At 73.1% G+C, this 24,162-nt stretch carries 26 protein-coding genes; 21 read left to right on the top strand and 5 right to left on the bottom strand.

What is annotated here, in order from left to right:
- The first annotated feature begins 519 nt into the window (after window positions 1-519).
- From rpsP to dprA, 12 genes are all read left to right on the top strand, one after another.
- Entirely contained in the window at window positions 520-984 is a 465-nt protein-coding gene (gene rpsP / locus Sru01_RS27535; RefSeq protein ID WP_203991434.1) for a 30S ribosomal protein S16, read from the top strand.
- Window position 985: 1 nt separating this feature from the next.
- Window positions 986-1,228, top strand: a complete 243-nt coding sequence (locus tag Sru01_RS27530; RefSeq protein WP_203991432.1) for an RNA-binding protein — start codon at window positions 986-988, stop codon at window positions 1,226-1,228.
- Between the two features lie 118 nt (window positions 1,229-1,346).
- Window positions 1,347-1,862 carry a ribosome maturation factor RimM gene (gene rimM, locus Sru01_RS27525; RefSeq protein ID WP_203991429.1) on the top strand — a complete coding sequence of 172 codons (516 nt, stop codon included), beginning with the start codon at window positions 1,347-1,349 and terminating at the stop codon, window positions 1,860-1,862.
- 31 nt (window positions 1,863-1,893) lie between these two features.
- Window positions 1,894-2,679, top strand: a complete 786-nt coding sequence (gene trmD, locus Sru01_RS27520) for a tRNA (guanosine(37)-N1)-methyltransferase TrmD (protein ID WP_203991448.1) — start codon at window positions 1,894-1,896, stop codon at window positions 2,677-2,679.
- 163 nt (window positions 2,680-2,842) lie between these two features.
- Window positions 2,843-3,208, top strand: coding sequence for a 50S ribosomal protein L19 (gene rplS, locus Sru01_RS27515; protein ID WP_203991427.1), 366 nt, complete (start codon window positions 2,843-2,845; stop codon window positions 3,206-3,208).
- A gap of 293 nt (window positions 3,209-3,501) precedes the next feature.
- Window positions 3,502-4,320, top strand: coding sequence for a signal peptidase I (gene lepB, locus Sru01_RS27510; protein WP_203991424.1), 819 nt, complete (start codon window positions 3,502-3,504; stop codon window positions 4,318-4,320).
- A 182-nt stretch (window positions 4,321-4,502) separates the two neighbouring features.
- Window positions 4,503-5,285, top strand: coding sequence for a signal peptidase I (lepB, locus tag Sru01_RS27505; protein WP_203991421.1), 783 nt, complete (start codon window positions 4,503-4,505; stop codon window positions 5,283-5,285).
- A 180-nt stretch (window positions 5,286-5,465) separates the two neighbouring features.
- A complete protein-coding gene (locus tag Sru01_RS27500) occupies window positions 5,466-6,161 on the top strand; it encodes a ribonuclease HII (protein WP_203991418.1) in 696 nt (231 codons plus the stop codon).
- Between the two features lie 39 nt (window positions 6,162-6,200).
- Complete coding sequence (locus Sru01_RS27495) at window positions 6,201-6,524, top strand: DUF2469 domain-containing protein (protein WP_067184127.1); 324 nt, start codon at window positions 6,201-6,203, stop codon at window positions 6,522-6,524.
- A gap of 136 nt (window positions 6,525-6,660) precedes the next feature.
- Complete coding sequence (locus Sru01_RS27490) at window positions 6,661-7,014, top strand: YraN family protein (protein WP_203991416.1); 354 nt, start codon at window positions 6,661-6,663, stop codon at window positions 7,012-7,014.
- The gene (locus Sru01_RS27485; RefSeq protein WP_203991414.1) at window positions 7,015-8,556 is read left to right on the top strand and encodes a YifB family Mg chelatase-like AAA ATPase; all 1,542 of its coding nucleotides are present in this window, start codon (window positions 7,015-7,017) and stop codon (window positions 8,554-8,556) included. It begins immediately after the preceding gene.
- Window positions 8,553-9,749 carry a DNA-processing protein DprA gene (dprA, locus tag Sru01_RS27480; protein ID WP_239137780.1) on the top strand — a complete coding sequence of 399 codons (1,197 nt, stop codon included), beginning with the start codon at window positions 8,553-8,555 and terminating at the stop codon, window positions 9,747-9,749. Before Sru01_RS27485 ends, dprA begins: the two co-directional genes overlap by 4 nt.
- Before the next feature lie 49 nt (window positions 9,750-9,798).
- Here dprA and Sru01_RS27475 read toward each other — a convergent pair whose 3' ends face one another.
- Window positions 9,799-10,428, bottom strand: coding sequence for a murein hydrolase activator EnvC family protein (locus Sru01_RS27475; RefSeq protein WP_203991413.1), 630 nt, complete (start codon window positions 10,426-10,428; stop codon window positions 9,799-9,801).
- Between the two features lie 172 nt (window positions 10,429-10,600).
- On the opposite strand from Sru01_RS27475, the gene Sru01_RS27470 reads away from it, so the two are divergent.
- Window positions 10,601-12,013, top strand: a complete 1,413-nt coding sequence (locus Sru01_RS27470; protein ID WP_203991411.1) for a CoA transferase — start codon at window positions 10,601-10,603, stop codon at window positions 12,011-12,013.
- Window positions 12,014-12,196: 183 nt separating this feature from the next.
- Here Sru01_RS27470 and Sru01_RS27465 read toward each other — a convergent pair whose 3' ends face one another.
- A complete protein-coding gene (locus Sru01_RS27465; RefSeq protein WP_203991409.1) occupies window positions 12,197-13,480 on the bottom strand; it encodes an MFS transporter in 1,284 nt (427 codons plus the stop codon).
- Between the two features lie 103 nt (window positions 13,481-13,583).
- Between Sru01_RS27465 and Sru01_RS27460 the strand changes: the two genes are divergently transcribed.
- The 6 genes from Sru01_RS27460 to Sru01_RS27435 all read left to right on the top strand — a co-directional run bounded on the left by Sru01_RS27460 (window position 13,584) and on the right by Sru01_RS27435 (window position 18,808).
- Window positions 13,584-14,210 carry a winged helix-turn-helix domain-containing protein gene (locus tag Sru01_RS27460; protein WP_203991407.1) on the top strand — a complete coding sequence of 209 codons (627 nt, stop codon included), beginning with the start codon at window positions 13,584-13,586 and terminating at the stop codon, window positions 14,208-14,210.
- A 200-nt stretch (window positions 14,211-14,410) separates the two neighbouring features.
- The gene (gene rpsB, locus Sru01_RS27455) at window positions 14,411-15,373 is read left to right on the top strand and encodes a 30S ribosomal protein S2 (protein ID WP_203991403.1); all 963 of its coding nucleotides are present in this window, start codon (window positions 14,411-14,413) and stop codon (window positions 15,371-15,373) included.
- A gap of 107 nt (window positions 15,374-15,480) precedes the next feature.
- Window positions 15,481-16,314: a translation elongation factor Ts gene (gene tsf / locus Sru01_RS27450; RefSeq protein WP_203991400.1), complete on the top strand. Its 834-nt coding sequence runs from the start codon at window positions 15,481-15,483 to the stop codon at window positions 16,312-16,314.
- Between the two features lie 61 nt (window positions 16,315-16,375).
- Window positions 16,376-17,146 (top strand): UMP kinase, encoded by a 771-nt coding sequence (gene pyrH, locus Sru01_RS27445; RefSeq protein WP_203991397.1) that lies wholly within the window; start codon window positions 16,376-16,378, stop codon window positions 17,144-17,146.
- Between the two features lie 9 nt (window positions 17,147-17,155).
- Window positions 17,156-17,713, top strand: a complete 558-nt coding sequence (frr, locus tag Sru01_RS27440; protein ID WP_203991394.1) for a ribosome recycling factor — start codon at window positions 17,156-17,158, stop codon at window positions 17,711-17,713.
- A 165-nt stretch (window positions 17,714-17,878) separates the two neighbouring features.
- Window positions 17,879-18,808 (top strand): phosphatidate cytidylyltransferase, encoded by a 930-nt coding sequence (locus Sru01_RS27435; protein ID WP_239137778.1) that lies wholly within the window; start codon window positions 17,879-17,881, stop codon window positions 18,806-18,808.
- 72 nt (window positions 18,809-18,880) lie between these two features.
- Here the strand turns inward: Sru01_RS27435 and Sru01_RS27430 are convergent, their stop codons facing one another.
- Entirely contained in the window at window positions 18,881-19,906 is a 1,026-nt protein-coding gene (locus tag Sru01_RS27430; RefSeq protein WP_203991392.1) for a suppressor of fused domain protein, read from the bottom strand.
- Between the two features lie 104 nt (window positions 19,907-20,010).
- Between Sru01_RS27430 and rlmN the strand changes: the two genes are divergently transcribed.
- Window positions 20,011-21,114, top strand: a complete 1,104-nt coding sequence (rlmN, locus tag Sru01_RS27425; RefSeq protein WP_203991390.1) for a dual-specificity RNA methyltransferase RlmN — start codon at window positions 20,011-20,013, stop codon at window positions 21,112-21,114.
- Between the two features lie 48 nt (window positions 21,115-21,162).
- Here the strand turns inward: rlmN and Sru01_RS27420 are convergent, their stop codons facing one another.
- Window positions 21,163-21,417: a hypothetical protein gene (locus tag Sru01_RS27420; protein WP_203991388.1), complete on the bottom strand. Its 255-nt coding sequence runs from the start codon at window positions 21,415-21,417 to the stop codon at window positions 21,163-21,165.
- A gap of 42 nt (window positions 21,418-21,459) precedes the next feature.
- Window positions 21,460-22,320 (bottom strand): MerR family transcriptional regulator, encoded by an 861-nt coding sequence (locus Sru01_RS27415; RefSeq protein ID WP_203991386.1) that lies wholly within the window; start codon window positions 22,318-22,320, stop codon window positions 21,460-21,462.
- 54 nt (window positions 22,321-22,374) lie between these two features.
- Here Sru01_RS27415 and Sru01_RS27410 point away from each other — a divergent pair, with 54 nt between their 5' ends.
- Complete coding sequence (locus Sru01_RS27410) at window positions 22,375-24,018, top strand: amidohydrolase family protein (RefSeq protein ID WP_203991384.1); 1,644 nt, start codon at window positions 22,375-22,377, stop codon at window positions 24,016-24,018.
- Window positions 24,019-24,162 lie beyond the last annotated feature (144 nt).

Raw genomic sequence — 24,162 nt, 5'->3', positions numbered from 1 at the left:
CCGGATCCGCGCGCGCGAAGCGCGCGCCAAAAAACACCGCGCGCCCGAGCCGTAACCCCACCGCCCACCCCTCCCGGTGGAGCAGCAGGTGACCCAGCCACGTCACCCACCCCGCGCGCAGCATGCCGTTCTCCCGTAGCCGGCCCCTCCCGGGCGGTTCGGGCGCGCCGGTGTTGTGAGGAGGAGGGAGTAAGCCTGAGGAACGAAGGCTTGCGAGCGACGAACGAACAACACCGGCTAAAGGGCGCCCGAACCCGCGAGCGGAGCGAGCCAAGCGAGCACAGCCCGGACCCGCGCGCGGAGCGCGCCAGGCAAACACGGAGCGCGCTAAGCAAGCACAGCGAGCCAAATAACACAACGGTCGGAACGTCTGGCAGAATGTCATGCTGGAACACCGTGAGTGTGGGTGCCCTCTCACCCCCGCGCGTCACGCTTGTCCCTCGGGCGGTCATCCCGTCGTGCCCCACTCGGCGAGACGCCCGCTCATTCGCGCTCGAAAGTCCAGGAGAGACCACACCCGTGGCAGTCAAGATCAAGCTCAAGCGGCTCGGCATGATCCGCAATCCGCAGTACCGCATCGTGGTGGCGGACAGCCGCACCAAGCGTGACGGCCGGGCGATCGAGGAGATCGGCCTGTACCACCCCAAGGAGCACCCTTCGGTCATCAAGGTGAACTCCGAGCGGGCGCAGTACTGGCTGGGGGTCGGCGCGCAGCCGACCGAGCCGGTCCTGAAGCTCCTGAAGCTCACCGGTGACTGGCAGAAGTTCAAGGGCGAGGCCGCCCCGGAGCCGCTGCAGGTCGCCGAGGCCCGTCCCGACCGGCACGCGATCTACGAGGCGGCGGCCAAGGAGGCCCTGTCCAGCGACTCCGCCGGCAGCACGGCCACCACGCCGCGCAAGGCACGCAAGACGGCGAAGGCCGACGACACCGCCGCGGCTCCGGCCGAGCAGGCCGCGGAGGAGAAGCCGGAAGGCGAGGCCTGAGGTGCTTGAGGAGGCCCTCGAGCACCTGGTCAAGGGCATCGTCGAGCATCCCGACGACGTTCTGGTGCGTGCCCGCCGCATCCGCAGCGGGCGCGTTCTTGAGGTCCGGGTTCACCCCGAGGACCTCGGCAAGGTCATCGGCCGTGGTGGCCGTACCGCCAAGGCGCTGCGCACCGTGATGAACGCGCTGGCCGACGGCAAGTACGTTCGGGTCGATCTGCTCGACCTGAACGAAGCCCGGTAACGACCGGGCGAGGAGTTCGACGGCAGGGGACCCCCGGCGACGGGTGGTCCCCTGTCACCGTTCCGGCCCCGGCCGGAAGTCAATTTCCGGCCCGGCCTGAAGACCAAGGAGAAGCGACGTGCAACTCGCCGTGGGCCGCATCGGCCGCCCGCACGGCATCCGGGGCGAGGTGACGGTCGAGGTGCGCACCGACGACCCGCAGGCGCGGTTCGCTCCGGGCAACGTGATCGCCACCGATCCGCCGCAGGCCGGCCCGCTCGTGGTGGAGAGCGGCCGCTGGCACAAGAGCGTGCTGCTGCTGCGCTTCGCCGGGGTGGCGAGCCGCGACCAGGCCGAGGCGCTGCGCGGCACCGTACTGGTGGTCGACTCCGCCGACGTCCCGCCCTCCGCCGATCCCGACGAGTTCCACGACCACGAGCTCATCGGCCTGACCATGGTGACCGGCGAGGGCGAGACCGTCGGCGAGGTCGTCGACGTGCTGCACCACGGGCAGGACCTGCTGGTCGTCCGCCGCCCGGCCGGCGAGGCGTACGTCCCGTTCGTCAAGGCGCTGGTGCCCGAGGTCGATCTGGCCGCCGGCCGCCTGGTCGTCACCGCGCCGCCGGGCCTGCTCGACCCAGAGGAGTCGGTGTGACCGCGGCGGGGCGCGCGGAGGCCCGATGAGCATGCGCGTCGACATCATCTCGATCTTCCCGGAGTACTTCGCCCCGCTTTCGGTGTCGCTGATCGGCAAGGCCCGCCAGAAGGGCCTGCTCGATGTGCGGGTGCACCAGCTGCGGGACTGGACGCACGACGTGCACCGCACCGTGGACGACACGCCGTACGGCGGTGGGCCGGGCATGGTGATGAAACCCGAGCCGTGGAGCGAGGCCATCGACGCGGTCGTCGGTGCCGCCGCCTCCCCGCCGCGCCTGGTCGTGCCCACGCCGAGCGGGCGCCCGTTCACCCAGCGGGTCGCGCTGGAATACGCCGGCGAGCCATGGCTGCTGTTCGCCCCGGCCCGCTACGAGGGCATCGACGCGCGCGTCATGGCCGAGTACGGTTCCCGGCTGCGGCTGGACGAGGTCAGTATCGGCGACTACGTGCTCGCCGGGGGAGAGGCCGCGGTGCTGGTCATGGTGGAGGCGGTGGGGCGCCTGCTGCCCGGGGTGCTGGGCAACGCCCGGTCGGTGGCCGACGACTCCTTCGCCCCCGGCGCGATGGCCGCCCTGCTGGAGGGCCCGGTGTACACCAAGCCTCCGGTGTGGCGAGGTCGCGAGGTGCCGCCCATCCTGCTGTCGGGCAATCATGGGGCCATCGCCCGCTGGCGCCGGGACGAGGCGCTGCGCCGGACCGCGGCCCACCGGCCGGAGTTGCTCGCCCTGCTGGACCCGGATCTGCTGGACAAGCGCGACCGTGCGGTGCTGGAGGAGGCTTCGTTTCGCTTCCCGCCGCGAGATATGGCAGACTGAATCGCTGCTGCCGACTGCCATCCGGTCGGCGAGGCGGGCCCGGCACCGACCGGCCCGGCCGCAGAGACGTAACCAGCCCAGCGCTCGTGTCTTCCTCGTCGCCGCGCCCTTCGCGCGGCCGGGCGGACCTCCGGGTGCTCGCTTCAAATGAGGGACCACCGTCATGCACACGCTGATCCAGGAGCTTGAGAAGGCTTCCGTCCGTAGCGACGTTCCGAGCTTCCGCCCGGGCGACACGCTGGAGGTGCACGTCCGCGTCGTGGAGGGCAACCGGTCCCGTATCCAGGTCTTCAAGGGCTTCGTGCTGCGCCGGCAGGGCGGCGGCGCCCGCGAGACGTTCACCGTCCGCAAGGTGAGCTACGGCGTCGGCGTCGAGCGCACCTTCCCGGTGCACAGCCCGGTCATCGAGAAGATCGAGGTCGTGACCCGCGGCGACGTCCGCCGCGCCAAGCTCTACTACATGCGCGAGCTGCGCGGCAAGGCGGCCCGTATCCGCGAGAAGCGCGACGCCCTGCCCGCCGGCAAGTAGCCGTCCGCGAGTGGCCCGCAGCTCCGACCGGGAGATGCGGGCCATTTTGCTGGGCACCGGAGCCGCCCGCCGGGTTTCCGACCGGATACCCGTTCCGTCGGCCCGCCGGATGCGTACTTCGTCCGATCAGCCCCATTGAGGGCGTTATCCTGTTTTGTCCGGCAAAGTGCGGGGTTTCTTTGGAAGGGTTGCCGAGTCCGCGACCCGCCGCAGAGGATGCATCATTTAGGCTCGACTCCGATGACAACCGATGGCCAGGGGCCGGCGGGCCGCGCCGCCCCGTCGAGGACGAGGTGGACGTGGTCGCGGAAGACACCAAGCCGGCTGCCAAGGACGGTAAGGACAAGAAGGGCTCGTTCTGGCGTGAACTGCCGGTTCTCGTAGTGGTCGCCCTGGTCCTGGCGCTCATCATCAAGAGCTTCGTGGTCCAGGCCTTCTACATCCCCTCCGAGTCCATGGAGAACACTCTCCTCGTCAACGACAGGGTGCTGGTCAACAAGCTCGTCTACCACACGCGGGACATCGAGCGCGGCGACATCGTGGTGTTCTCCGGTGTCGACTCCTGGGCCCAGGAGGTGGAGATCCCCGAGCCGAGCAACCCGGTCGCCGGGTTCTTCCGCTGGGTCGGCACCGCCTTCGGCGTGGTCCCGGGCGAGAAGGACTACATCAAACGGGTGATCGGTCTGCCCGGCGACACGGTCAAGTGCTGCGACGCCAAGGGCCGCATCACGGTCAACGGGGTGCCGCTGGAGGAGAAGGCCTACCTGTACCCCGACGACCAGCCGTCCCAGAAGTTCTTCGAGATCAAGGTCGAGAAGGATCGGCTCTGGGTGATGGGCGACCACCGCTCGGTCTCGCTGGACTCCCGGTCCCATCAGGGCGATCCCGGCGGTGGGGCCATTCCCAAGGACAAGGTCGTCGGCCGGGCGTTCGTCATCGTGTGGCCGTTCTCCCGGGCGGCGTCGCTCCCCATCCCGGACACGTTCGGCCAGAGCGCGCTCAAGGCCGCCGCGCTGGCCGGGGGCGCGTCCCCGCTGCTGCTCGGGTTCGCCGGCGCCGTTCCGCTCGTCGCGCTGCGCCGCCGCCTGTCCAGGCGGCGCGTGTCCCGCTGATCCGTCGGCCCGCGGCCCGGCGCGCAGCCGGCTCCGGGCCTCCCGCCGCGCCGGTCACCCGGCGCGGCGTTCCGGTCCCCTGACACGATCAAGGAGAGCAGGGCTCGCTACCTCCCGGCCGACCGCCCACCCCGCCAGGACCCCTGGTGTCCGGCGGCCGAGTTCTGTGCCCGTACCCCCCGATGAACCGCTCTGACGACGACACATCCGGTGTCACCTCCGGCCCGCCGCCCGCCACCGTGGCCCCGGCGGTGCCGGACACCCCCGACTCTCCGGACATCTCACCGGACCCGGATACCTCACCGCACCCGGACATCTCACCGGACCCGGCCGCCCGGCCGGAGCCGGAGCACGCCGCGGGCGACGACCCGCCGGGGGACGAGCCGCCGTCCGGGCCGGCCGGCGGCGGCCGAGCCTCCGTCCGCCGGTGGGAGTCGGTCCTGCTGGTCATCGGTGGTGTCGTGGCCGCGTTGCTGATCCGGACGTTCGTCCTCGACACCTTCTTCATTCCCTCCGAGTCGATGGAGCGGACGCTGATGATCGACGACCGGGTGGTCGTCAACCGGCTGTCCGGCGGCATCGACCGCGGCGAGGTGGTGGTCTTCGACGGCTGGGACGGGGAGACCACGATCAAGCGGGTGATCGGCGTGGGCGGGGACCGGGTGACCTGCTGTGACGAAGCCGGCCGGGTCGCGGTCAACGGCGTTCCGCTGCTTGAGGAGGCCTACCTCTACCGGGACGACGTCCCGTCCCAGGAGCGGTTCGACGTCGTCGTGCCCAAGGGCCGGCTGTGGCTCATGGGCGACCACCGGGCCGCCTCGCAGGACTCCCGCGCCTACCGGGACGACGAGTTCCACGGCACGGTGCCGGTGCGGGACGTGATCGGCCGGGCCGTCGTCCGCTACTGGCCGTTCTCGCGGGTCGGCACCCTGCCGGTGCCCGGCGCGTTCGACGGGCTCCGCTGACGCGTTGCCCGGCGAGATGGCGGCCGGAGCGCCGCCCGGGGAATCCGGTGGAGTATCGGCCCGGCCGCCGGAAGCGTAGGCTTGGACCATGGTCACGCTCGCGTCGCCGCCGACCGGCCCGAGGGCCCGCCTTCTCGGCGAGTCCGCTCCTGCCGGGCGAGGTGGCGGGCCGCGCACCTCATGACCGTCCTGTTCCGGCCGCGGCCGAGCGTCGTCCGGCGCGACTCCGGTCTCTACGGCTATGAGCGCGCGCTGGCCAGGCGCGGGCTGGCGCCGATCGCCGGGGTGGACGAGGCCGGCCGGGGTGCCTGCGCCGGGCCGCTGGTGGTGGCCGCGGTCGTGCTGCGCGCCGAGATCGACGGCCTGGCCGACTCCAAGCTGCTGACTCCCGCCCGCCGCGAGGCGCTGTACGATCGCATCCTCGCCACCGCGCGGGCGGTCAAGGTCGTGGTGATCACTCCCCAGGAGATCGACACGCGCGGTCTGCACAAGTGCAACATCGCCGGGATGCGGCGGGCCGTGGCCGGTCTGGGGTGCGATCTCGGGTACGTTCTGATCGACGGGTTCCGGGTGCCCGGCCTGCCCGCGCCGTCACTGGCGGTATGGAAGGGGGACCAGGTCTCGGCGTGTGTCGCGGCGGCCTCCGTCGTGGCCAAGGTGACCAGAGACCGCATGATGACCTCGCTGCACGATCGGCATCCTCAGTACGGCTTCGCCGAGCACAAGGGGTACGCCACCGCCTCGCACCGGCGGGCGCTCGCGGCGTACGGGCCGAGCCCGCATCATCGGTTCTCGTTCGTGACCGTGAACTCGGTGGTGCGGTCGGTACCTGAGGCCGAGATAGGCGAGAATGAACTGGGGGCCGGTGTGGTCTAGTCGGCCGCACCGGGGGAGGAAGGGAACTGGAGGACCGGGATGAGCGCAGAGGATCTCGAGAAATACGAGACCGAAATGGAGTTGCAGCTCTACCGGGAGTACCGCGATGTGGTCGGCCTGTTCACCTATGTCGTCGAGACCGAGCGGCGCTTCTACCTGACCAACTCCGTCGATCTCGACGTGCGAACCGCCGAGAACGGCGACGTGTTCTTCGACGTGAAGATGCAGGACGCCTGGGTGTGGGACATGTACCGCCCGGCGAGGTTCGTGAAGAATGTTCGGGTCGTCACGTTCAAGGACGTGAACGTGGAAGAACTGGCCAAGCCGGATCTGGAGATGCCCAAGGAGGGCTTCTCCGGCTGACGGCCGCACCGGCCGCCGGCCGGGCCGGGAGTTTTCCACAGGGGGCGGCGCCGAGCGCCCGGTCATCCACAGAATGACGCTCGGCGGCTCGCCGCACCGGTGACGTGCGCGAAGGTCGGGGCCGGAGGTGGTCCCCATGACCTCGGCACGAGAGCTGGGCAGGCAGGGTGAGCAACTCGCCGCCGACTATCTGCGGGCGGCGGGCCTGCGCATCATCGAGCGCAACTGGTCCTGCCCGGAAGGTGAGATCGACATCCTGGCGCGGGATGGGCCCGTCCTGGTGGTCGTCGAGGTGAAGACCAGGTCGGGCCGCAGTCACGGCACGGCCTTCGAGGCGGTCACCCCGGCCAAGCTCGCCCGGTTGCGGGGGCTGGCCGCGCGGTGGCTCAAGGGTCGGCCCGAGTGGTTCTCCGCGGTGCGCGTCGACGTGGTGGCGCTGGAGCGGTTCGCCGGCGATTTCGCCATCCGGCACGACCGGGGGGTGTGCTAGATGACCGTCGCGCGCACCCGCTGCGTCGCCCTGGTCGGGGTGACCGGGCACGTGATCGAGGTGGAGGCGGACGTCGGCCATGGCATCGCGGGCGTCAGCCTGATCGGCATGCTGGACACGGCGCTGAGCGAGGCCCGCGACCGGGTCCGGTCGGCGATCGTCAACAGCCGCCACGCCTGGCCGGACGCCCGAGTGACGATCAGTCTTTTCCCGGCCAGCCTCCCCAAGCGCGGCAGCGTGTTCGACCTCGGTATCGCGGTCGCCGTACTCGCGGCGGCCGGGCAGGTGCCCCGGGCACGAGTCGCCGGTCCGTTCTTCCTCGGCGAGCTGGGGCTGGACGGCACGGTGCGCCCGGTGCGCGGCGTGCTGCCCGCCGTGGTCGCCGCGGCGGCGGCCGGGGCCGGCCAGGTGGTGGTCCCGGTGGTCAACGCCGCGGAGGCGGAGCTGGTCCCCGGTGTCGAGGTGGTCGCGGTGCGCACCCTCGCCGAGTTGGTGGCCTGGCTGCGCGACGACGACCCGGCGGCCCCGCCGCCTGCCCGCCCGGCCGGCGAGCCCGGCGCCGAGGGCGACGCCGGCACCGGGCCGGCCCTCGATCTCGCCGATGTGGCCGGCCAGCCCGCGGCCCGGCGCGCGCTGGAGGTGTGCGCGGCGGGCGGCCACAACCTGTGGATGCTCGGCCAGCCCGGCACCGGCAAGACCATGCTGGCCGAGCGGCTGCCCGGCCTGCTGCCGCCGCTGGACCGCGGGCAGTCCCTGGAGGTCAGCTCGATCCACTCGGTGGCGGGCACCCTGCCGCCGGGCAGGCCGCTGCTCACCCGGCCGCCCTTCGTCGCTCCGCACCACACCGCGACGATCGCCGCCGTCGTCGGCGGCGGAAGCGGGGTGATCCGCCCCGGCGCGGTGTCCCTCGCGCACCGGGGCGTCTTCTTCATGGACGAGGCGCCGGAGTTCCCGGCGCGGGTGCTCGACGCGCTGCGCCAGCCGCTTGAGGCCGGCGCGGTGACGGTGGCCCGGGCGGCCGGCAGCGTGTCCTTCCCGGCCCGCTTCCTGCTGGTCCTGGCGGCCAATCCCTGCCCGTGCGCCCAGCCGGCCACGCCGGAGACGCCCTGCCGGTGCACGCCGCACCAGCGGCGCCGCTATCTCGCCCGGCTGTCCGGTCCGCTGCTCGACCGGGTCGACGTCAAGGTGACCTTGACCCGGTCCACCCGGCGGGAGCTGCTGGCCGACCGCCGGTTCATCGAGCCGAGCGCGGTAGTCGCCGAGCGGGTCGCCCGGGCCCGCGAGCGCGCCCTGCGCCGGTTGGCCGGCACGCCGTGGCGGTGCAACGCCGAGATCCCCACCGCCGTGCTGCACGGCGAGTTCCGGCCCCCAACATCCGCGATGTCACCGCTGTACCGCTGCCTGGACACCGGGGAGCTCAGCGCCCGCGGGCTGGACCGGGTGATCCGCGTCGCCTGGACGCTCGCCGATCTGCTCGGCAAGGACGGCCCCGAGACGGCTGAGACCACCGCCGCGCTCACCCTGTGGACCGGTGCCGGATGACCGGCCCCGGCCGCGCGGAACGGCCGGGCGACCCGGCACGCCTGGCTCGGGTGACGCTGATGCGGGTGGCCGAGCCGGGCGACGCGGTGATCGGGCGCCTGGTCGACGCCCTGGGCCCCGAGCAGGCTCTCGACCAGGTCTCCCGCGGCCTCCCCGATCGGTCGGTGCCGGCGGAGCCGGCGGGCGATGGGCCGGACGCGGGCCAGGCGCCCGCCCGGGAGCGCCGGGTGGCGGCCTGGCAGGCCCGGCTGGCGACGGCCGACGCCGGTCGCGACCTGGCCGCGGCCGGCGATCTCGGCGTGCGCCTCGTCGTGCCGGGTGATCCCGAATGGCCGACCCAGCTCGACGACCTGGGTCATCAACGCCCGCTCGGGCTCTGGCTGCACGGCGACACCGACCTGCGTTTCTCCTGCCTGCGGTCGGTGGCCGTCGTCGGCTCCCGGGCCGCCACGCCGTACGGTCACCACGTGGCGGCCGAGCTCGGCGCCGATCTCAGCGACGCGGGCTGGACGGTGATCTCCGGCGGCGCGTACGGCGTGGACGCGGCGGCGCATCGCGGCGCGCTGACCGGATCGGCACCGACCGTGGCGGTGCTCGCCTGCGGCACCGACGTGGCCTACCCGGCGGCCAACCACGACCTGTTCACCGCGATCCGCGGGCGCGGCCTGATCGTCAGCGAGTGCCCGCTCGGCGTCCGGCCCACCCGGCCGAGGTTCCTGATCCGCAACCGGGTGATCGCCGCGCTGTCCCGGGGCACCGTGGTGGTCGAGGCGGCGGTCCGCAGCGGCGCGCTGAACACCGCACGGCACGCGGTCGCGCTGCACCGCCGGCTGGGCGCGGTACCAGGTCCGGTCACCTCGGCCGGCTCGGCCGGGTGTCACCGGCTCATCCGCGACGCGGAGGCGGTCTGCGTGACCTCGGCCGCCGAGGTCATCGAGCTGGTCGGGGCGATCGGTGCCGACCTCGCCCCGCAGCCCGCGGTGCCGATCCTGCCGCGTGACGCCCTGGACGCCGATACCCGCGACGTGCTGGAAGCGGTGCCTGCCCGCGCCGCGGCCGGTCCGGCGACGATCGCGGTGGCCGCGGGCGTGGATCTCACCCGGACGCTTGGCTGCCTTGGCGGCCTGGCCGCCGCCGGATACGTCGAACGGGTGGACCGAGGCTGGCGGCTGCGCCGGGACGCCCCCCGCTGAAGGGACCCGGCGGCGAGGCACCGGGGCAGCCGGGGCAGCGGGGCATGGGTCAGCGGGTCGAGCGCCGGTGCGGGAGCAGGCGTACCTGGCCGAAGCCGACCAGCAGCAGGGCGTCGAGATAGCGGTACTCGTCGATCAGGCCCCAATGCAGGCAGCTGGTGGGGCAATGACCGGTGCCGGCCTCCAGTGTGCCGATCACCTGGCCGCGGGCCACCGGACGGCCGCGCCGCACCGTGGCGTGTACCGGCAGGTAGGTGGTGCGCAATCCATCCGGGTGGACGATCATGACGACGCCCCGGCCGGCGAGTGGACCGGCGTAACCCACGACCCCTGCCCCCGCGGCCCGCACGGCCCGCCCCGGCGTCCCGGCGAGATCGACGCCCCGATGACCCGGCAGCCACGGCTCCGCCGGCGGCGCGAACCGCCGCAGCACCCGCACCGGCCCGTCCAGCGGCAGGCACCACCGTGGCCCGCACCGCCGGGCCGGCTGTCCGGTGCCGCCGGGGGCGTCTCCGGAGGCAGGGACTCGGCCGGGCGGCCGGTGTGCGGCCTCAGTGGCCGCCGCCGGCTGCGTGCCGCCGAGAGCGGGCGCGGGGGAGGGTAGGGCCGGGAGAGGAAGGCCGAGGGCGGCCAGGGTGACGAGCGCCACCTTGGCCGGCCGGGCCGGCAACGCGAACATGGAAGGCAGCGTGGCCGGGCCGGGCCGCGTACCGGGCGGCCGAACGGCGTTCTGTGGATGAACCCCGGCCGGCGGGTTCCGGCCGCGACCGGGCCACGCCCTGACGGCGGGTGAGGGACCCGCCGCTCAGCTGTGCGCGACGACGGGCAACGGCCGACAGGAGGCGGTGCAGGTGATCGAGGACGTCATCCGGCGGCTCGGTGACGAGGTGGGGCTCACGCTGCCGGACGTACGGGTCACCGGCGAAGGTGATCCGATCCTGCCGACCGCTTTCAAGATCGGTACCGTGGCCGCCGCCACTACCGGCGCCGTGGCCGCCGCGGTGGCGCTGTACGGGGCCGGCCGGGCCGCGCCGGACGTCGCGATCGACGTGCGGGCGGCCGTCGCGCACTTCCTGGACGAGCGGTACTTCCGGGTCGACGGGGTGCCGGCCGCCCACTGGGCGCCGCTGTCCGGGGACTACCGGGCGGCCGACGGGTGGATCCGGGTGCACGCGAACTTCGACCACCACCTGGACGCCGCCCTGCGCGCGCTCGGACTGCCCCCCGGCGCGGACCGCGCGGCGGTCGAGGTCGCCTGCGCCGGCCGGGCGGCGCTGGAGATGGAGGAGATGATCGTCGCGGCCGGCGGGTGCGCGGCGGCGATGCGCACCCGCGAGCAGTGGCACGATCACCCCCAGAGCCGGGCGGTGGCAGCGGAGCCGCTGATCCGGCTGCGGCCGATGCGTCCCGCCGGCCGGCCGGACACCGGATCCGCTCCGGGGCGGCCGGCACCCGCCGTCACCCCCGGCTCACGCCGGAATGGCGGGGCGTGGACGGGCGGCGGGCCGCTGGGCGGGGTGCGCGTGCTGGACCTGACCCGGGTGATCGCGGGTCCGGTGGCCGGACGGGCGCTGGCCGCCTACGGCGCGGAGGTGCTCCGGGTCGGTGCGGCGCATCTTCCCGAGGTGCCCGGGCTGGTGTTGAGCACCGCCTTCGGTAAACGATCGTGCGAGCTGGACCTGCGTACCGAGGACGGCGCGGCAGCCTTACGGGAGCTGATCGCGGGCGCCGACGTGGTCCTGCAGGCTTACCGGCCCGGCGCGCTGGCCGCCCTCGGCTTCGGCCCGGGCGACCTGGCGGCCATCCGGCCGGGCATCGTCTGCGTGGAGATCTCCGCGTACGGTCCCTACGGCCCCTGGGCGGCCCGCCGGGGGTTCGACAGCCTGGTGCAGATGGCCTGTGGCATCGCCCATGAAGGTGGCGACGGCACCCGCCCGGTACCGCTGCCCGCGCAGGCCCTGGACCACGCGACCGGCTGGCTGGCCGCGCTCGCCGCCCTGGCCGGCCTGCTGCGCCGCGAGCCAGGCGGCCCGTCCTGGCACGTCCGGCTCTCGCTGGCCCGCACCGCGCTGTGGCTGGACCGGCTCGGCCGGGCCGGCCCCGCACCGGCGGGCGCCTTCCAAGCGGACGACCTGCTGGCGCGGCTGGACAGCCCGCACGGCGAGCTCACCTACCTGCCGGTGCCGGGCTCCATCGACGGATGGTCACCGGGCCCGCCTGCCACGCCGCCCAGCCGCGGGGAGCACCCGCCCCGCTGGCGCTGAGACGCCGGCCGCTGGGGACCGGACCGTCCCGGCCCGGCCGGCGACGACCGGCGACGGCGACGGGGCGACGCCGGTGCCGGCTGGACGGTCATGGGCGCCGTCGTGCGGCGAACGAGCCTCGGGCGGGGATCGGAGTGGGCGGGCAGGCCGGGCCGCCGCCGCGGGGGTGTGCACGGCATCCGGCTAGACCGTGCCGGGCCCGGCGGCGCCGGAGGCGGAGACATCGGTGGCCGGGCGGGCCGGCGCGGCGCGGTGGAGACCGCAGCGCAGGACCAGGAAGGTCGCGGCCGGCAGTAGCGCGGCGGCCACCCAGAGGGCGGGCCGCAGGCCCAGCGACTGGCCGAGCAGGCCGCCGGCGACGCCGCCGATGGCCATCACCCCCAGGGTGCCGACCGTCATGATCGAGTTGACTCTGCCCAGCATGTCGGCGGGGGTGTCGCGCAACTGCACGGTTCCGTAGCAGACGCTGAACAGCACCGTGATGACACCGCTGAAGACATAGGCGGCGACCAGGACCGGTACCAGGATCGCGGGTGAGCCGTGGGCGGAGGCGAGCGCGACGTACTCGAGGGGGAAGGCCGCGGTGACCGCGAGCAGCACGCGGCCCACCCCGAAGCGCCGGATGATCCGTGCGGCGAGCACCGACCCGAGCAGCCCGCCGGCGCCGAATCCGGCGGTGAACAGGCCGACGACGGCGGCGGGCAGGCCGAGCGTTCGCACCGCGAACAGCACGTAGAGCGCGCTCTGTGCGGCGGAGGCGAGGTTCACCACCATCCCGGCGCCGATCAGCGTCCACAGCACCCGGTGCGAGAGCACCGTCCGCAACCCGGCGCGGACCTCTGACAGGATGCCCGTCCGGGATGCCGCCGGGGTGGGGCGTTCCGGCGCCCGGATGGCGCGCAGGCACACCGCGGACACCAGGAAGGAGACTCCGTCGACCAGCAGGGCGATCGGCGCGGCGAAGGCCTGGACGAGCAGCCCGGCCAGGCCCGGGCCGCCGACGGCGGCGGCGGAGTAGACCGCTTGGAAGCCGGCGATGGCCGCGGTGCGCTGCTGCTCGGCGACGACGCTGGGCAGGTGTGGCAGCCAGGCGGCCCGGTAGAGCATGCCGCAGGCGCCGACCAGCAGGGCGACCCCGATCAGCCACTGGACGTTCAGCAGTCCGGCCGCCCAGCCCGCGGGCACGGTCAGCACGGCCAGCGCCGCGAGCACCTCGCAGCCGGCCAGCAGGGGGCGCCGCCGGGCCAGCCGGTCGGCGTACGCTCCGGCCGGCAGGCCGATGAACAGGTACGGAAGCCACGCGGCCGCGCTCAGCAGCCCCATCTGGAACGGGGTGGCGTCCAGTAGCGCGACGGCGGTGAGCGGCAAGGCCACCCGGGAGACCTCGGTCCCGGTCTCGGACACCGCGCGTGCGGTCCAGAGCAAGCGGTAGTCGCGCTGTCGGCGCAGCGGGGGAAGATCGGCCATATTGTGAAAATAATCCTTCATAACTATGAAGGCAACCCTTTATGTCTGCACCGGGCCGGCCGAGGCCCGCCCGGTGCGGCGGGAAGGGATTAGCGTTCGTCCCATGAGCGAGCAGAACCGGTTGATCGACGACCCGCGTGCCATGCGGGCGCTGGCCCACCCGGCCCGGGTGACGATCCTGCGGCGGCTGCAGATCGACGGCCCGGCGACGGCCACCGAGTGCGCGCGGGCCGCAGCGGTGTCGCCGAGCGCCTGCAGCTACCACCTGCGCATGCTCGCCAAGTACGGCTTCGTGGCGGAGGCCCCCGGCCGCGGGGACGCTCGCGAGCGCGTCTGGCAGGCCCGGCAGCGGGGCTGGATGCTCGCCGAGCCGGACGAGATCACCCCCGAGCTGGCCGAGGCGAAGAACGCCCTGGCCGGGACAGTGGTCGCCGAGATGGCCGACGAGGTGATGCGCTACCTCGCCGGCAGCCCGCGCGAGTCGAGGGAGTGGCGGCAGGCGGCGGTGTTCAACCACATGACCCTGCGGGTCAACGCCGACGAGCTGGCCGAACTGGGGCGGCGGGTGACCGAGGTCCTGGAGCCCTACCTGTCGCGCAACCGCCCGGGCGAGGCCGCGCCGCCGGACGCGCGGGTGGTCCAAGCCGTCGTCCACCTGTACCCCCGGCCGGCGGCGGGCCGAGCGCCGGCCGGCCGCCAGGATGCACCTAAGGGCGGGCGTCGCGGATGACCGGGTGTCGCCGCGTTCCGGGTACACTTTTGGTGGCCCGCCAGGCGGGCCGACTTCGCACGCCCATCGGCGAATCGTCCTCTCGGTCCGGGTCCTGACCCGGATGGGACGGCTCAGGGCGTCAGGGCGGGGGCTTCCACGCTCCCGCGGCCAACCGAGACACGCGCCGTAACGGCGCATTAACCAGGAGGACCATACTCATGGCCCCCGTCGTCACCATGCGGCAGATGCTGGAGAGCGGCGTCCACTTCGGGCACCAGACCCGTCGGTGGAACCCCAAGATGAAGCGCTTCATCCTCACCGAGCGCAACGGCATCTACATCATCGACCTGCAGAAGTCGCTGTCCTACATCGACCGCGCCTACGACTTCGTCAAGGAGACGGTCGCCCACGGCGGCACCATCCTGTTCATCGGCACCAAGAAGCAGGCCCAGGAGGCCATCGCCGAGCAGGCGGCCCGGGTCGGCATGCCGTACGTCAACCAGCGCTGGCTGGGCGGCATGCTCACCAACTTCTCCACGGTGCACAAGCGGCTCCAGCGCCTGAAGGAGCTCGAGGAGCTCGACTTCGACAACGTGGCCGGCTCCGGGCTCACCAAGAAGGAGCTCCTGATGCGCCGCCGCGAGAAGGACAAGTTGGAGCGCACCCTCGGCGGCATCCGGGACATGGCCCGCGTCCCGAGCGCGGTCTGGGTCGTCGACACCAAGAAGGAGCACATCGGGATCAGCGAGGCTCGCAAGCTGAACATCCCGGTGGTCGCGATCCTCGACACCAACTGTGACCCCGACGAGGTCGACTACCCGATCCCCGGCAACGACGACGCCATCCGCGCCGTCAGCCTGCTCACCCGGGTGATCGCGGACGCGGTCGCCGACGGCCTGATGTCGCGGGCCGGCGCCTCCCGCGGTGAGGACAAGCCGGCCGCCGCGGCCGAGCCGCTGGCCGAGTGGGAGCGCGAGCTGCTGGCCCGCTCCGAGGACGAGGCCGCCACCGAGGCTCCGGCCGCCGAGGCCCCCGCCGCCGAGACCGCCGAGGCTCCGGCCGCCGACTCCGCCGAGGCTCCGGTGGCGGAGACCGCCGAGGCTCCGGCCACCGAGGCGACCGAGTCCGCCGAGTCCGCTGAGGCCCCCGCGGCCGGCGAGGACGCCGACAAGCAGGCCTGAGACCTCCGCCGCGCGGCCCGGCCGCGCGAGCAGGGCTCCGCAACGGGTGGGTGCGCCGACGCCGGCGCACCCACCCGATCCACGACGACTTTCGACGAGGAAAAGACATGGCTTCCGTGAACATGGCCGACGTCAAGCGGCTTCGCGAGCTGACCGCCGCCGGCATGATGGACTGCAAGAAGGCCCTGGAAGAGGCGGAGGGCGACTTCGACAAGGCCGTCGACATCCTGCGCGTCAAGGGCGCCAAGGACGTCGGCAAGCGGGAGGCGCGCACCGCCTCCAACGGCCTGGTCGCCGTCAAGCACGAGGGTGAGGGCCTCGCCGCCCTGCTGGAGCTCAACTGCGAGACCGACTTCGTCGCCAAGGGCGAGCGGTTCCAGGAGCTGGCCGCCGCCGTGGTCGCGCACGTGCTGGCCACCCGCCCGGCCGACGTGCCGAGCCTGCTGGAGTCCGAGCTGGACGGCAAGACGATCAAGGAGCACCTGGACGAGGCCAACGCCGCGCTGGGTGAGAAGATCGAGGTGCGCCGGTTCACCGTGCTGGAGGGTGGCTACGTCGCCTCCTACATGCACAAGACCGATCCGCAGCTCCCGCCGGCCGTCGGCGTCCTGGTGCAGCTGGACACCGCCAACCCCGAGGTCGCCAAGGACATCGCCCAGCACACCGCCGCGATGGCCCCCAAGTACCTCAGCCCGAACTCCGTCCCGGCCGACGTGATCGAGAAGGAGCGCACGGTCTTCGAGCAGATGACCCGCGAGGAGGGCAAGCCCGAGGCCGCGATCGGCAAGATCGTCGACGGTCGGATCAACGGCTGGTACAAGGACTTCACCCTGCTGGAGCAGGCCTTCGTGAAGGACAACAAGAAGAGCATCGCCAAGGTCGCCGCCGAGGCGGGCGTGAAGGTCCAGGGCTTCGCCCGCTACAAGGTCGGTCAGGCATAGGGTTAGCCTTCAAAGAGGGATCTGACCAGCTTCGCAGGGCATCGTCGAGGAGGCCGCCGTCGTGCAGGAGAACCATCAACCCGCTGCGCCGGCGGCTTCGTCGTACAACTGGCCGCTCCGCTGGAAGCGGGTGATGCTGAAGCTCTCGGGCGAGGCCTTCGCGGGCGCCGAGCCCCTGGGCATCGACCCGGTGGTCGTCGCCAAGCTCGCCGACTCGATCGTCGAGGCGGTGCGCGAAGGGGTGCAGGTGGCCGTGGTGGTGGGCGGCGGGAACATGTTCCGCGGCGCCGCGCTGTCCGAGCGCGGCATGGACCGCGGGCGCGCCGACTACATGGGCATGCTGGGCACCGTGATCAACTGCCTCGCCCTGCAGGACTTCCTGGAGAAGCGGGGCGTCGAGACGCGGGTCCAGACCGCCATCACGATGCAGCAGGTGGCCGAGCCGTTCCTGCCCAGGCGGGCGATCCGCCACCTGGAGAAGGGGCGGGTGGTCATCTTCGGCGCCGGTCTCGGCTCGCCGTTCTTCTCCACCGACACCTGCGCCGCCCAGCGCGCGCTGGAGGTCGGGGCCGAGGCGCTGCTGAAGGGCACCCAGGTCGACGGGGTCTACGACTCCGACCCGCGGAAGAACCCCGACGCCGTCCGGTTCGACCAGCTCGACTACAGCGAGGTGCTCACCCGGGGCCTCGGGGTGATGGACGCCACCGCGATCAGCCTGTGCATGGACAACGGCCTGCCCATTGTGGTGTTCGACCTGATGGGCGACGGCAACATCCTGCGGGCGGTCCGCGGTGAAAAGATCGGCACGCTGGTGAGTCCGGCAGGGAAATAGGGAGTCGCTGTGATCGACGAAACCCTCCTCGAAGCCGAGGAGAAGATGGACAAGGCGGTCTCGGTCGCGAGGGAGGACTTCTCGGCGATCCGCACCGGCAGGGTGAGCCCCGCCATGTTCAACAAGATCAATGTTGACTACTACGGGTCGCCCACGCCGGTGCAGCAGCTGGCCTCCTTCCACGTACCCGAGGCTCGGATGATCATCATCCAGCCGTACGACAAGGGGTCGATGGCGGCCATCGAGAAGGCCATCCGCGACAGCGACCTCGGGGTCAACCCGGGCAACGACGGCGCGGTCATCCGGGTGGTGTTCCCCGAGCTGTCGGAGGAGCGCCGCCGCGAGTACATCAAAATCGCCAAGAACAAGGCGGAGAGCAGCAAGGTCTCGGTGCGCAACATCCGCCGGCACGCCAAGGAGATCCTCGACAAGCTGGTCAAGGACGGCGAGGCCGGCGAGGACGAGGTGCGCCGGGCGGAGAAGGAGCTCGACGACCTCACGCAGAAGCACGTCGCCAAGATCGACGAACTTCTGAAGCACAAGGAGACCGAGCTGCTCGAAGTCTGAGCGGCCGGCGGTTGACAGGTCAGGTCGGGCGCTTCCACTCCGGTCGGGAGGGGGAGCGCCCGCGCCGCGTCCCGGGCCCTTGGTGCTCCCTCCCCGCCACCACGGCGGCAACGGCACCAGCGGGCCCGCCCGGGCGGCGGCGGGCGGCATCGAGAGTGGGATCAGGTGGACGGTACGGCGGCCGAGTCGAACGCGGACGGCCGGGACGAGGGCGGCGGCCCACCCGGCGGGTCGTCGCCGGTGCCGGGCGGCACCGGGCGCCCGGCCGGCGACCCCGGCGAGCGCGGCCGCAGCCGCGCCGGGCGTAACCTGCCGGCGGCGATCGCCGTCGGCGTGGGCCTCGGCGCGCTGGTCATCGGTTCCCTCTACACGGTCAAGGCGCTCTTCCTGATCGTGCTGGTGGCCGCGGTCGGCCTCGGCGCGGTGGAGATGGCCCGGGCGCTGGCCGTCCGCGGCATCCAGGTGCCGGCGCCGATGGTGCTGGCCGGCCTGGTCGCCATGCAGGCCGGGGCGTTCTGGGGCGGGCCGGTCTGGCTGCTCGGCGCGTTCACCCTGACCGTCCTGGTGCTGCTGACCGCGCGCATGCTGCGCGGCCAGGAGGGTTATGTGCGGGACGTCGCGGGGAGCGTGCTGGTCGCGGTCTATCCGGCGCTGCTGGCCGGCTTCGTCCCGCTGATGCTGGCCCGGGACGACGGCGCGCACCGGGTGGTCATCTTCATCGCGGTCACGGTGTGCAGCGACACCGGCGGCTACATCGCCGGCGTCCTGTTCGGCCGGCACAAGATGTCTATCATCAGCCCGAAGAAGACCTGGGAGGGGTTCGCCGGGTCGGTGCTGGCTTGCGTCGTGTGCGGGGCGCTGCTGGTGCGCTACCTGCTCGACGGCCAGTACTGGCAGGGCGCGCTGGTGGGCGTGGTGGCCGCGATGTGCGCGACGCTCGGCGACCTGGTCGAGTCGGTGATGAAGCGTGATCTCGGCATCAAGGACATGGGCCACCTGCTCCCGGGGCACGGCGGCATGATGGACCGGCTGGACTCGCTGCTGGCGACGCTGGTGCCGATCTGGCTGCTGCTCAGCATCTTCGTCCCCCTCTGAGGTGCCCCTCTGAGGTGCCCCTGACGGGGTTCCCGGCCGAAGCTCCCGGCTGCCCGCACCGGCCCGCGGCGATCACGGGACGCGTCCGGCCAGGTCGAGACCGGCCGGCCCGCGCTCCGCGACCGCCTGGAGCTCCGGTTCGGTCAGCGGCACCAGCCACAGCCACCGCACCGGGTCCCCGCCGAAGGTGAAACCCGAAAGGTCCGGCATCCCGCCCGGCCGGTCGACCAGCAGCACCCCCTGGTAGCCGCCGCCGAGCGGGAACGAGGCGGCCTCCCGGTACCAGCGGGCGGTGTGCCCCTCGCCCAGCCAGGTCACCGAGTGCCACGGGTAACGCGCCAGCCACAGGAACAGCCGGGCGGCTTCGGCCCCCTCGCCGCGGGTGGCGACGGCCAGCTCGATCCGCGCCAGCAGCTCGGGGCGTTCGGCGTACTGCTCGACGGTCGGCATCCGCTGGCAGCTCATGCCGACCGTGGACAGCACGGTGTGGCCGTCGCGCGGCCGTTCGGTGATGCCCACCGCGGGCAGCCGCCGGCCGGCGATGTCCCAGTATCGCCCGGCCGGGCCGAGCCGGGCGTCCAGATGGCTCATCGCGAACTGCTGGAACGACGGCCACGCCCCCTCGCCGTCCCGCCACTCCCAGTACGACCGGGCGGTGGCGATCCGCGGCGCCAGCCCTTCCATGGCCTCGGCCAGCGGCCAGGCCAGCGGGGACTCCCCGACGGCGTCCCGTGCGTAGCCGGGCATGCCGCGCTCGGGGTGGGCCCAGCCGGGAATCACCGCGAGCAGCTCGCCGTTCTGGTACAGGGCGGCGCCGTCGCCCTCCTCGAACCACAGCACCGTAAGTTCCGCCGCGGTGAACGGCGGCGTGCCGCCGGGGAACCGGGTGCCGCCGGCCGGCATGAGCGGCGGCTCGCCGGGGGCGAGCCGCCCCAGGTCCATCGGGGCGGGAGCGTGGTTGGCGAGCCACACCGTCCCGTGGATGCCGTCCCTGGCGTCCCGAAGGTAAGCTACCGAGGCCACTCCATCGCTCTCGACGGTCACCGCGCGACTGCCGTAAGGGCTGGTGTCGCTGAGAATGACGTCGGTGCCGCCCAATTCGCCCGCCTTCCGGTGGCCCGTCCCCGTCCGGCCGAGGACCGCAACAGATCACACTGAATGGCTGTCCAGTGCAGCTTCCGGCAAACCGTTAAGAGAAGGACATGTCCGCCGAGCTAACCTTTGTCGCCCCCCGACGTGCGAAGCCGTCCCGGCATCTGGCCGACCTCTCGATGGACGAGCGGCGCAGCGCCGTCGTGGAGCTGGGGGAGAAGCCCTTCCGCGCCGACCAGCTGTCCCGGCACTACTTCGAGCGGCTCACCGCCGATCCGGCGCTGATGACCGACCTGCCGGCCGCGTCCCGCGAGCGGCTGGCCGGCGGGCTGCTGCCCGGCCTGCTGACCTCGGTCCGGGAGATCACCTGTGACGACGGCACGACGCGCAAGACCCTGTGGCGGCTGTTCGACGGCGCGATGGTCGAGTCGGTGCTGATGCGCTATCCGGACCGGGTGACCATGTGCGTGTCGTCCCAGGCAGGCTGCGGCATGAACTGTCCGTTCTGCGCCACCGGCCAGGCCGGGCTGACCCGCAACATGTCGACGGCCGAGATCGTCGAGCAGGTGGTGGCCGGAGCCCGCGCGCTGGCCGCCGGCGAGATCCCCGGCGGTCCCGGCCGGGTGAGCAACATCGTCTTCATGGGCATGGGCGAGCCGCTGGCCAACTACAAGGCCGTGATCGGCGCGGTGCGCCGCATCGTCGACCCGGCGCCGGCCGGCCTCGGCATCTCCGCCCGGGGCGTCACCGTCTCCACCGTCGGCCTGGTGCCGGCCATCGACAAGCTGGCCGTCGAAGGTCTCCCGGTGACCCTGGCCGTCTCGCTGCACGCCCCCGACGACGAGCTGCGCGACACGCTGGTGCCGGTCAACACCCGGTGGAAGGTCGGCGAGGTGCTGGACGCCGCCTGGCGGTACGCCGCCACCACCAAGCGTCGGGTGTCCATCGAGTACGCCCTGATCAAGGACATCAACGACCAGGAGTGGCGGGCCGACCTGCTGGGCCGGCTGCTCAAGGGGAAGCTCGCGCACGTCAACCTGATCCCGCTCAACCCCACCCCGGGCTCCAAGTGGACCGCCTCCCGGCCGGAGGACGAGCGGGCGTTCGTCCGCCGCCTCGCCTCGCACGGTGTCGCGGTCACCGTCCGCGACACCCGGGGCCGGGAGATCGACGGCGCCTGCGGCCAGCTCGCCGCCGCCACCCCCGACGCGTAAGCCCCGGCTGATCGGCGGCGGCAGGCGTAGGCCGGGGAGGGCGCGCTGTCAAAGGGCGCGGATGGTCTTGGCGAACAGGGCCAGCATCAGCAGGGTGGCCGCGATGACCACGATGATGTGCCGGAGGGCGGCCCAGGCGGCGTCCCGGGCGGGCGGCACCTTGGCGGCGGCGTCGGCCGCCGCCTTCTTGGCCTTGCCCCACCCGGCCCAGGTGTCCACCGCGCGCTGGAAGGCCCGCCCGACGCCGAACAGGATCATCGCCACCAGGATGACGATCAGTACGCGGCCTTCTGCCCGGTCCAAAGCGCGCTCCTGCGGTGCGGATTCCGAGGTGACGCGCCGAATCTACGGCCGGCGCCCCGGCGGCGGCGGCCGGATGTCCGGCTGGTGTCCCAACCCTGTGCCGCGGTCCTCCGGCCCGTCCCGGGCGCCCGGCCGGGGCCGGCCGTGGCCGAGCCGCTGGACGGCGTACGCCTGGACGGCCGGGCCGAGCCAGTCGGGCAGCCGCGGGTCGACGGCCGCGACGATGGCCCGCTGCTCGCGGTTCTGCCGGATGAGGTCACCGAGGGCGTGGTAGGCCGCCGGGTCGGCCGGCCACACGGCCCGGACGCCTCGATGATGTTCGGCCACCAGATCGAGAGCCTCCGGGGCGTCCGGCGCGACGCCGCGCTCGCGGGCCTGTGACATGCGGGTCAACAGCCGCCGCCCCTCCTCGGCGGCCCGCTCGTAGTCCTCGCGGGTCCACCCGCCCATGGCCTGTTCGGCGTGGGTCAGCTGCTCGGCGGCGGCCTGGCCGTACCGGGACCGCAGGTCCTCGCGCAGCCGCCGCCGGCCCTCGGCCAGGCCGGTGAAGAACTCCGCGTCGCCGATGGGCCGCTCGCCGGACAGATGGGCGATCGTCCGGTCGATGGTGCCGATCACCTGGTCCAGCCGGTCGCGCTCGCCGATCAGCCGCTCGCGGTGCCGGCGCAGCGCCATGATCTCATCGGTCTCGCCGTCCAGCGTCGCGGCGATGGCGTCCAGCGGCATCCCGAGCTCCCGCAGCAGCAGGACGCGTTGCAGGCGGAGCAGCTCCCCTCGGCCGTACCAGCGGTAACCGTTGGCCGACACGCGGGCCGGGCGCAGCAGCCCGATGTCGTCGTAGTGGCGCAGCGCCCGCGCGGAGATCCCGGCCATCCTGGCGACCTGGCTGATGGAGTGCTCCATGCCGCGAGGCTAGCGGTTGACCTTCTCGTTACGTCAACTTCTACCGTCGTCCGCATGAGCGCACCACGGCCCTTCACCATCACCGGCGTCCGGATCTTCGACGGCCACCGGGTCACGTCCGCGACGCACCTGCGCGTCGCGGACGGGCGCATCGCCGCGATGGGCGACGCCACGATCATCCAGGCCGGCGACGATCTGGTGGACGGGAACGGCGGCACCCTCATGCCGGGGCTCATCGACGCGCACGTCCACCTGATGCCCGGCTGCACCCTGCTCGCGGCGGCGTTCGGCGTGACGACGGTGATCGACCAGTTCAGCAAGCCGGAGGTGATCGACCCGGAGGTGGCGGCGATCGCCGCGTCCGCGCGGGGCGCCGGCCCTGCCCGCGCCGGCCTGCGCACCTCCGGCATCGGGGCCACCGCGCCGGGCGGCCACCCGACGGTGGCCTACGCCCCCTTTCCCTACGTCACCGGGCCGGCCGACGCCGAGCCGTTCGTCGCGGCCCGGCTGGCGGAGGGCGCCACCCACCTGAAGATCATCTATGACGACGGCTCGGGCGCCATGCTGGACATCCCGGCGCTGGACGTCCCGACGATCGAGGCCCTGGTCCGCGCGGCACACCGCGACGGCCTGCCGGTGGTCGCGCACGTCTCGACCGCCGCGGGGGCGGTCACCGTCGCCCGGTGCGGGGTCGACGTGCTGGCGCACACGCCGTTCGACCGGATGACCGACACCGAGATCCGCGACGTCGCCCGCAGCGGAGTCGCCGTGATCACCACGCTCGGGATCATCGACGGCTTCCCCGGCGCCGGCGGCATCATGCCGTTGCTGACCAGGCCCGCGCTCGCCGGTCGCCTGACGCCGCGGTGGCGCAAGGTCCTGTCCGCCCAGTCCCACCGGTGGATGCCGCCCGAGCCGCCGGACGGCGCGGCGGCCCGGTACAACACCGTCGCGCTGCTGGAGTCGGGGGTGAAGCTGCTGGCCGGCACGGACGCCCCGAACCCGGGCCTGGTGTTCGGCGCGGCCCTGCACCGCGAGCTGTGGCATCTGGCGAGCGCCGGGCTGCGTCCGGCCGAGGCGCTCACCGCGGCCACCGCCGCCCCCGCCGAGGTCTTCGGGCTGGCGGACCGGGGCCGGCTGGCGCCCGGCCTGCGCGCGGACCTGGTGCTCCTCGACGCCGACCCGGCGGCGGACATCACCGCCACCGAGTCGCTCCGGCACACCTGGGTGGGCGGGCGACCGGTGGACCCGGACGGCTACCGGGGGAGCGAGGAGGAACGGGCGGGCATCGCCTGGCTCCGGGAGTCGACCACCCGGATCATCGCGGCCATCGAGGAGAACTGGCCGGACATCCCGCGCCCTGAGGAGATCACCCGGGAGGACGGCGAGGTTCTGGGGCGCCTGGTCCCGACGTCCGGTGGCTGGCAGGCGCAGACGACGTTCGGCGCGCCGCTGGGCGCGATCGGCTCCCGGGAGGCGGCGCTCACGACCCTGCGGCGGACCGGGCTGTCCTGCCTGGCCGACCCGTGGTGGGTGCTGACGCCGGACGGTGGACCGTGGCGGGAGGCCATGCTGGTCGAGGTCGCGCCGGGGCGCGTCCGGCTGCGCTGGACCGACCCGATGGCCGACCAGAGCCCGGCCGGCCGGTGGTACGACACCGACGAGGTCGAACTGGCCCAGGAGCGGCCGGCCACCTGACGCGGTCCGCCGTACGCCGGCCGTAGGCCGCCCGATGGTCGACTGCAGGAGACCGGGCCGCTGGTGATCTCCTGTACCTGGCCGGCCGGACCTCAGGCGGGATGATCCCGCCGTCCGGAGTGGCGGGTCGACCCCGCCGGGCGT

Origin of the sequence: Sphaerisporangium rufum (genome assembly GCF_016863395.1) — a bacterium.
Classification (GTDB): Bacteria; Actinomycetota; Actinomycetes; order Streptosporangiales; family Streptosporangiaceae; genus Sphaerisporangium; species Sphaerisporangium rufum.
This window is presented reverse-complemented; position numbering and strand designations above follow the sequence as displayed.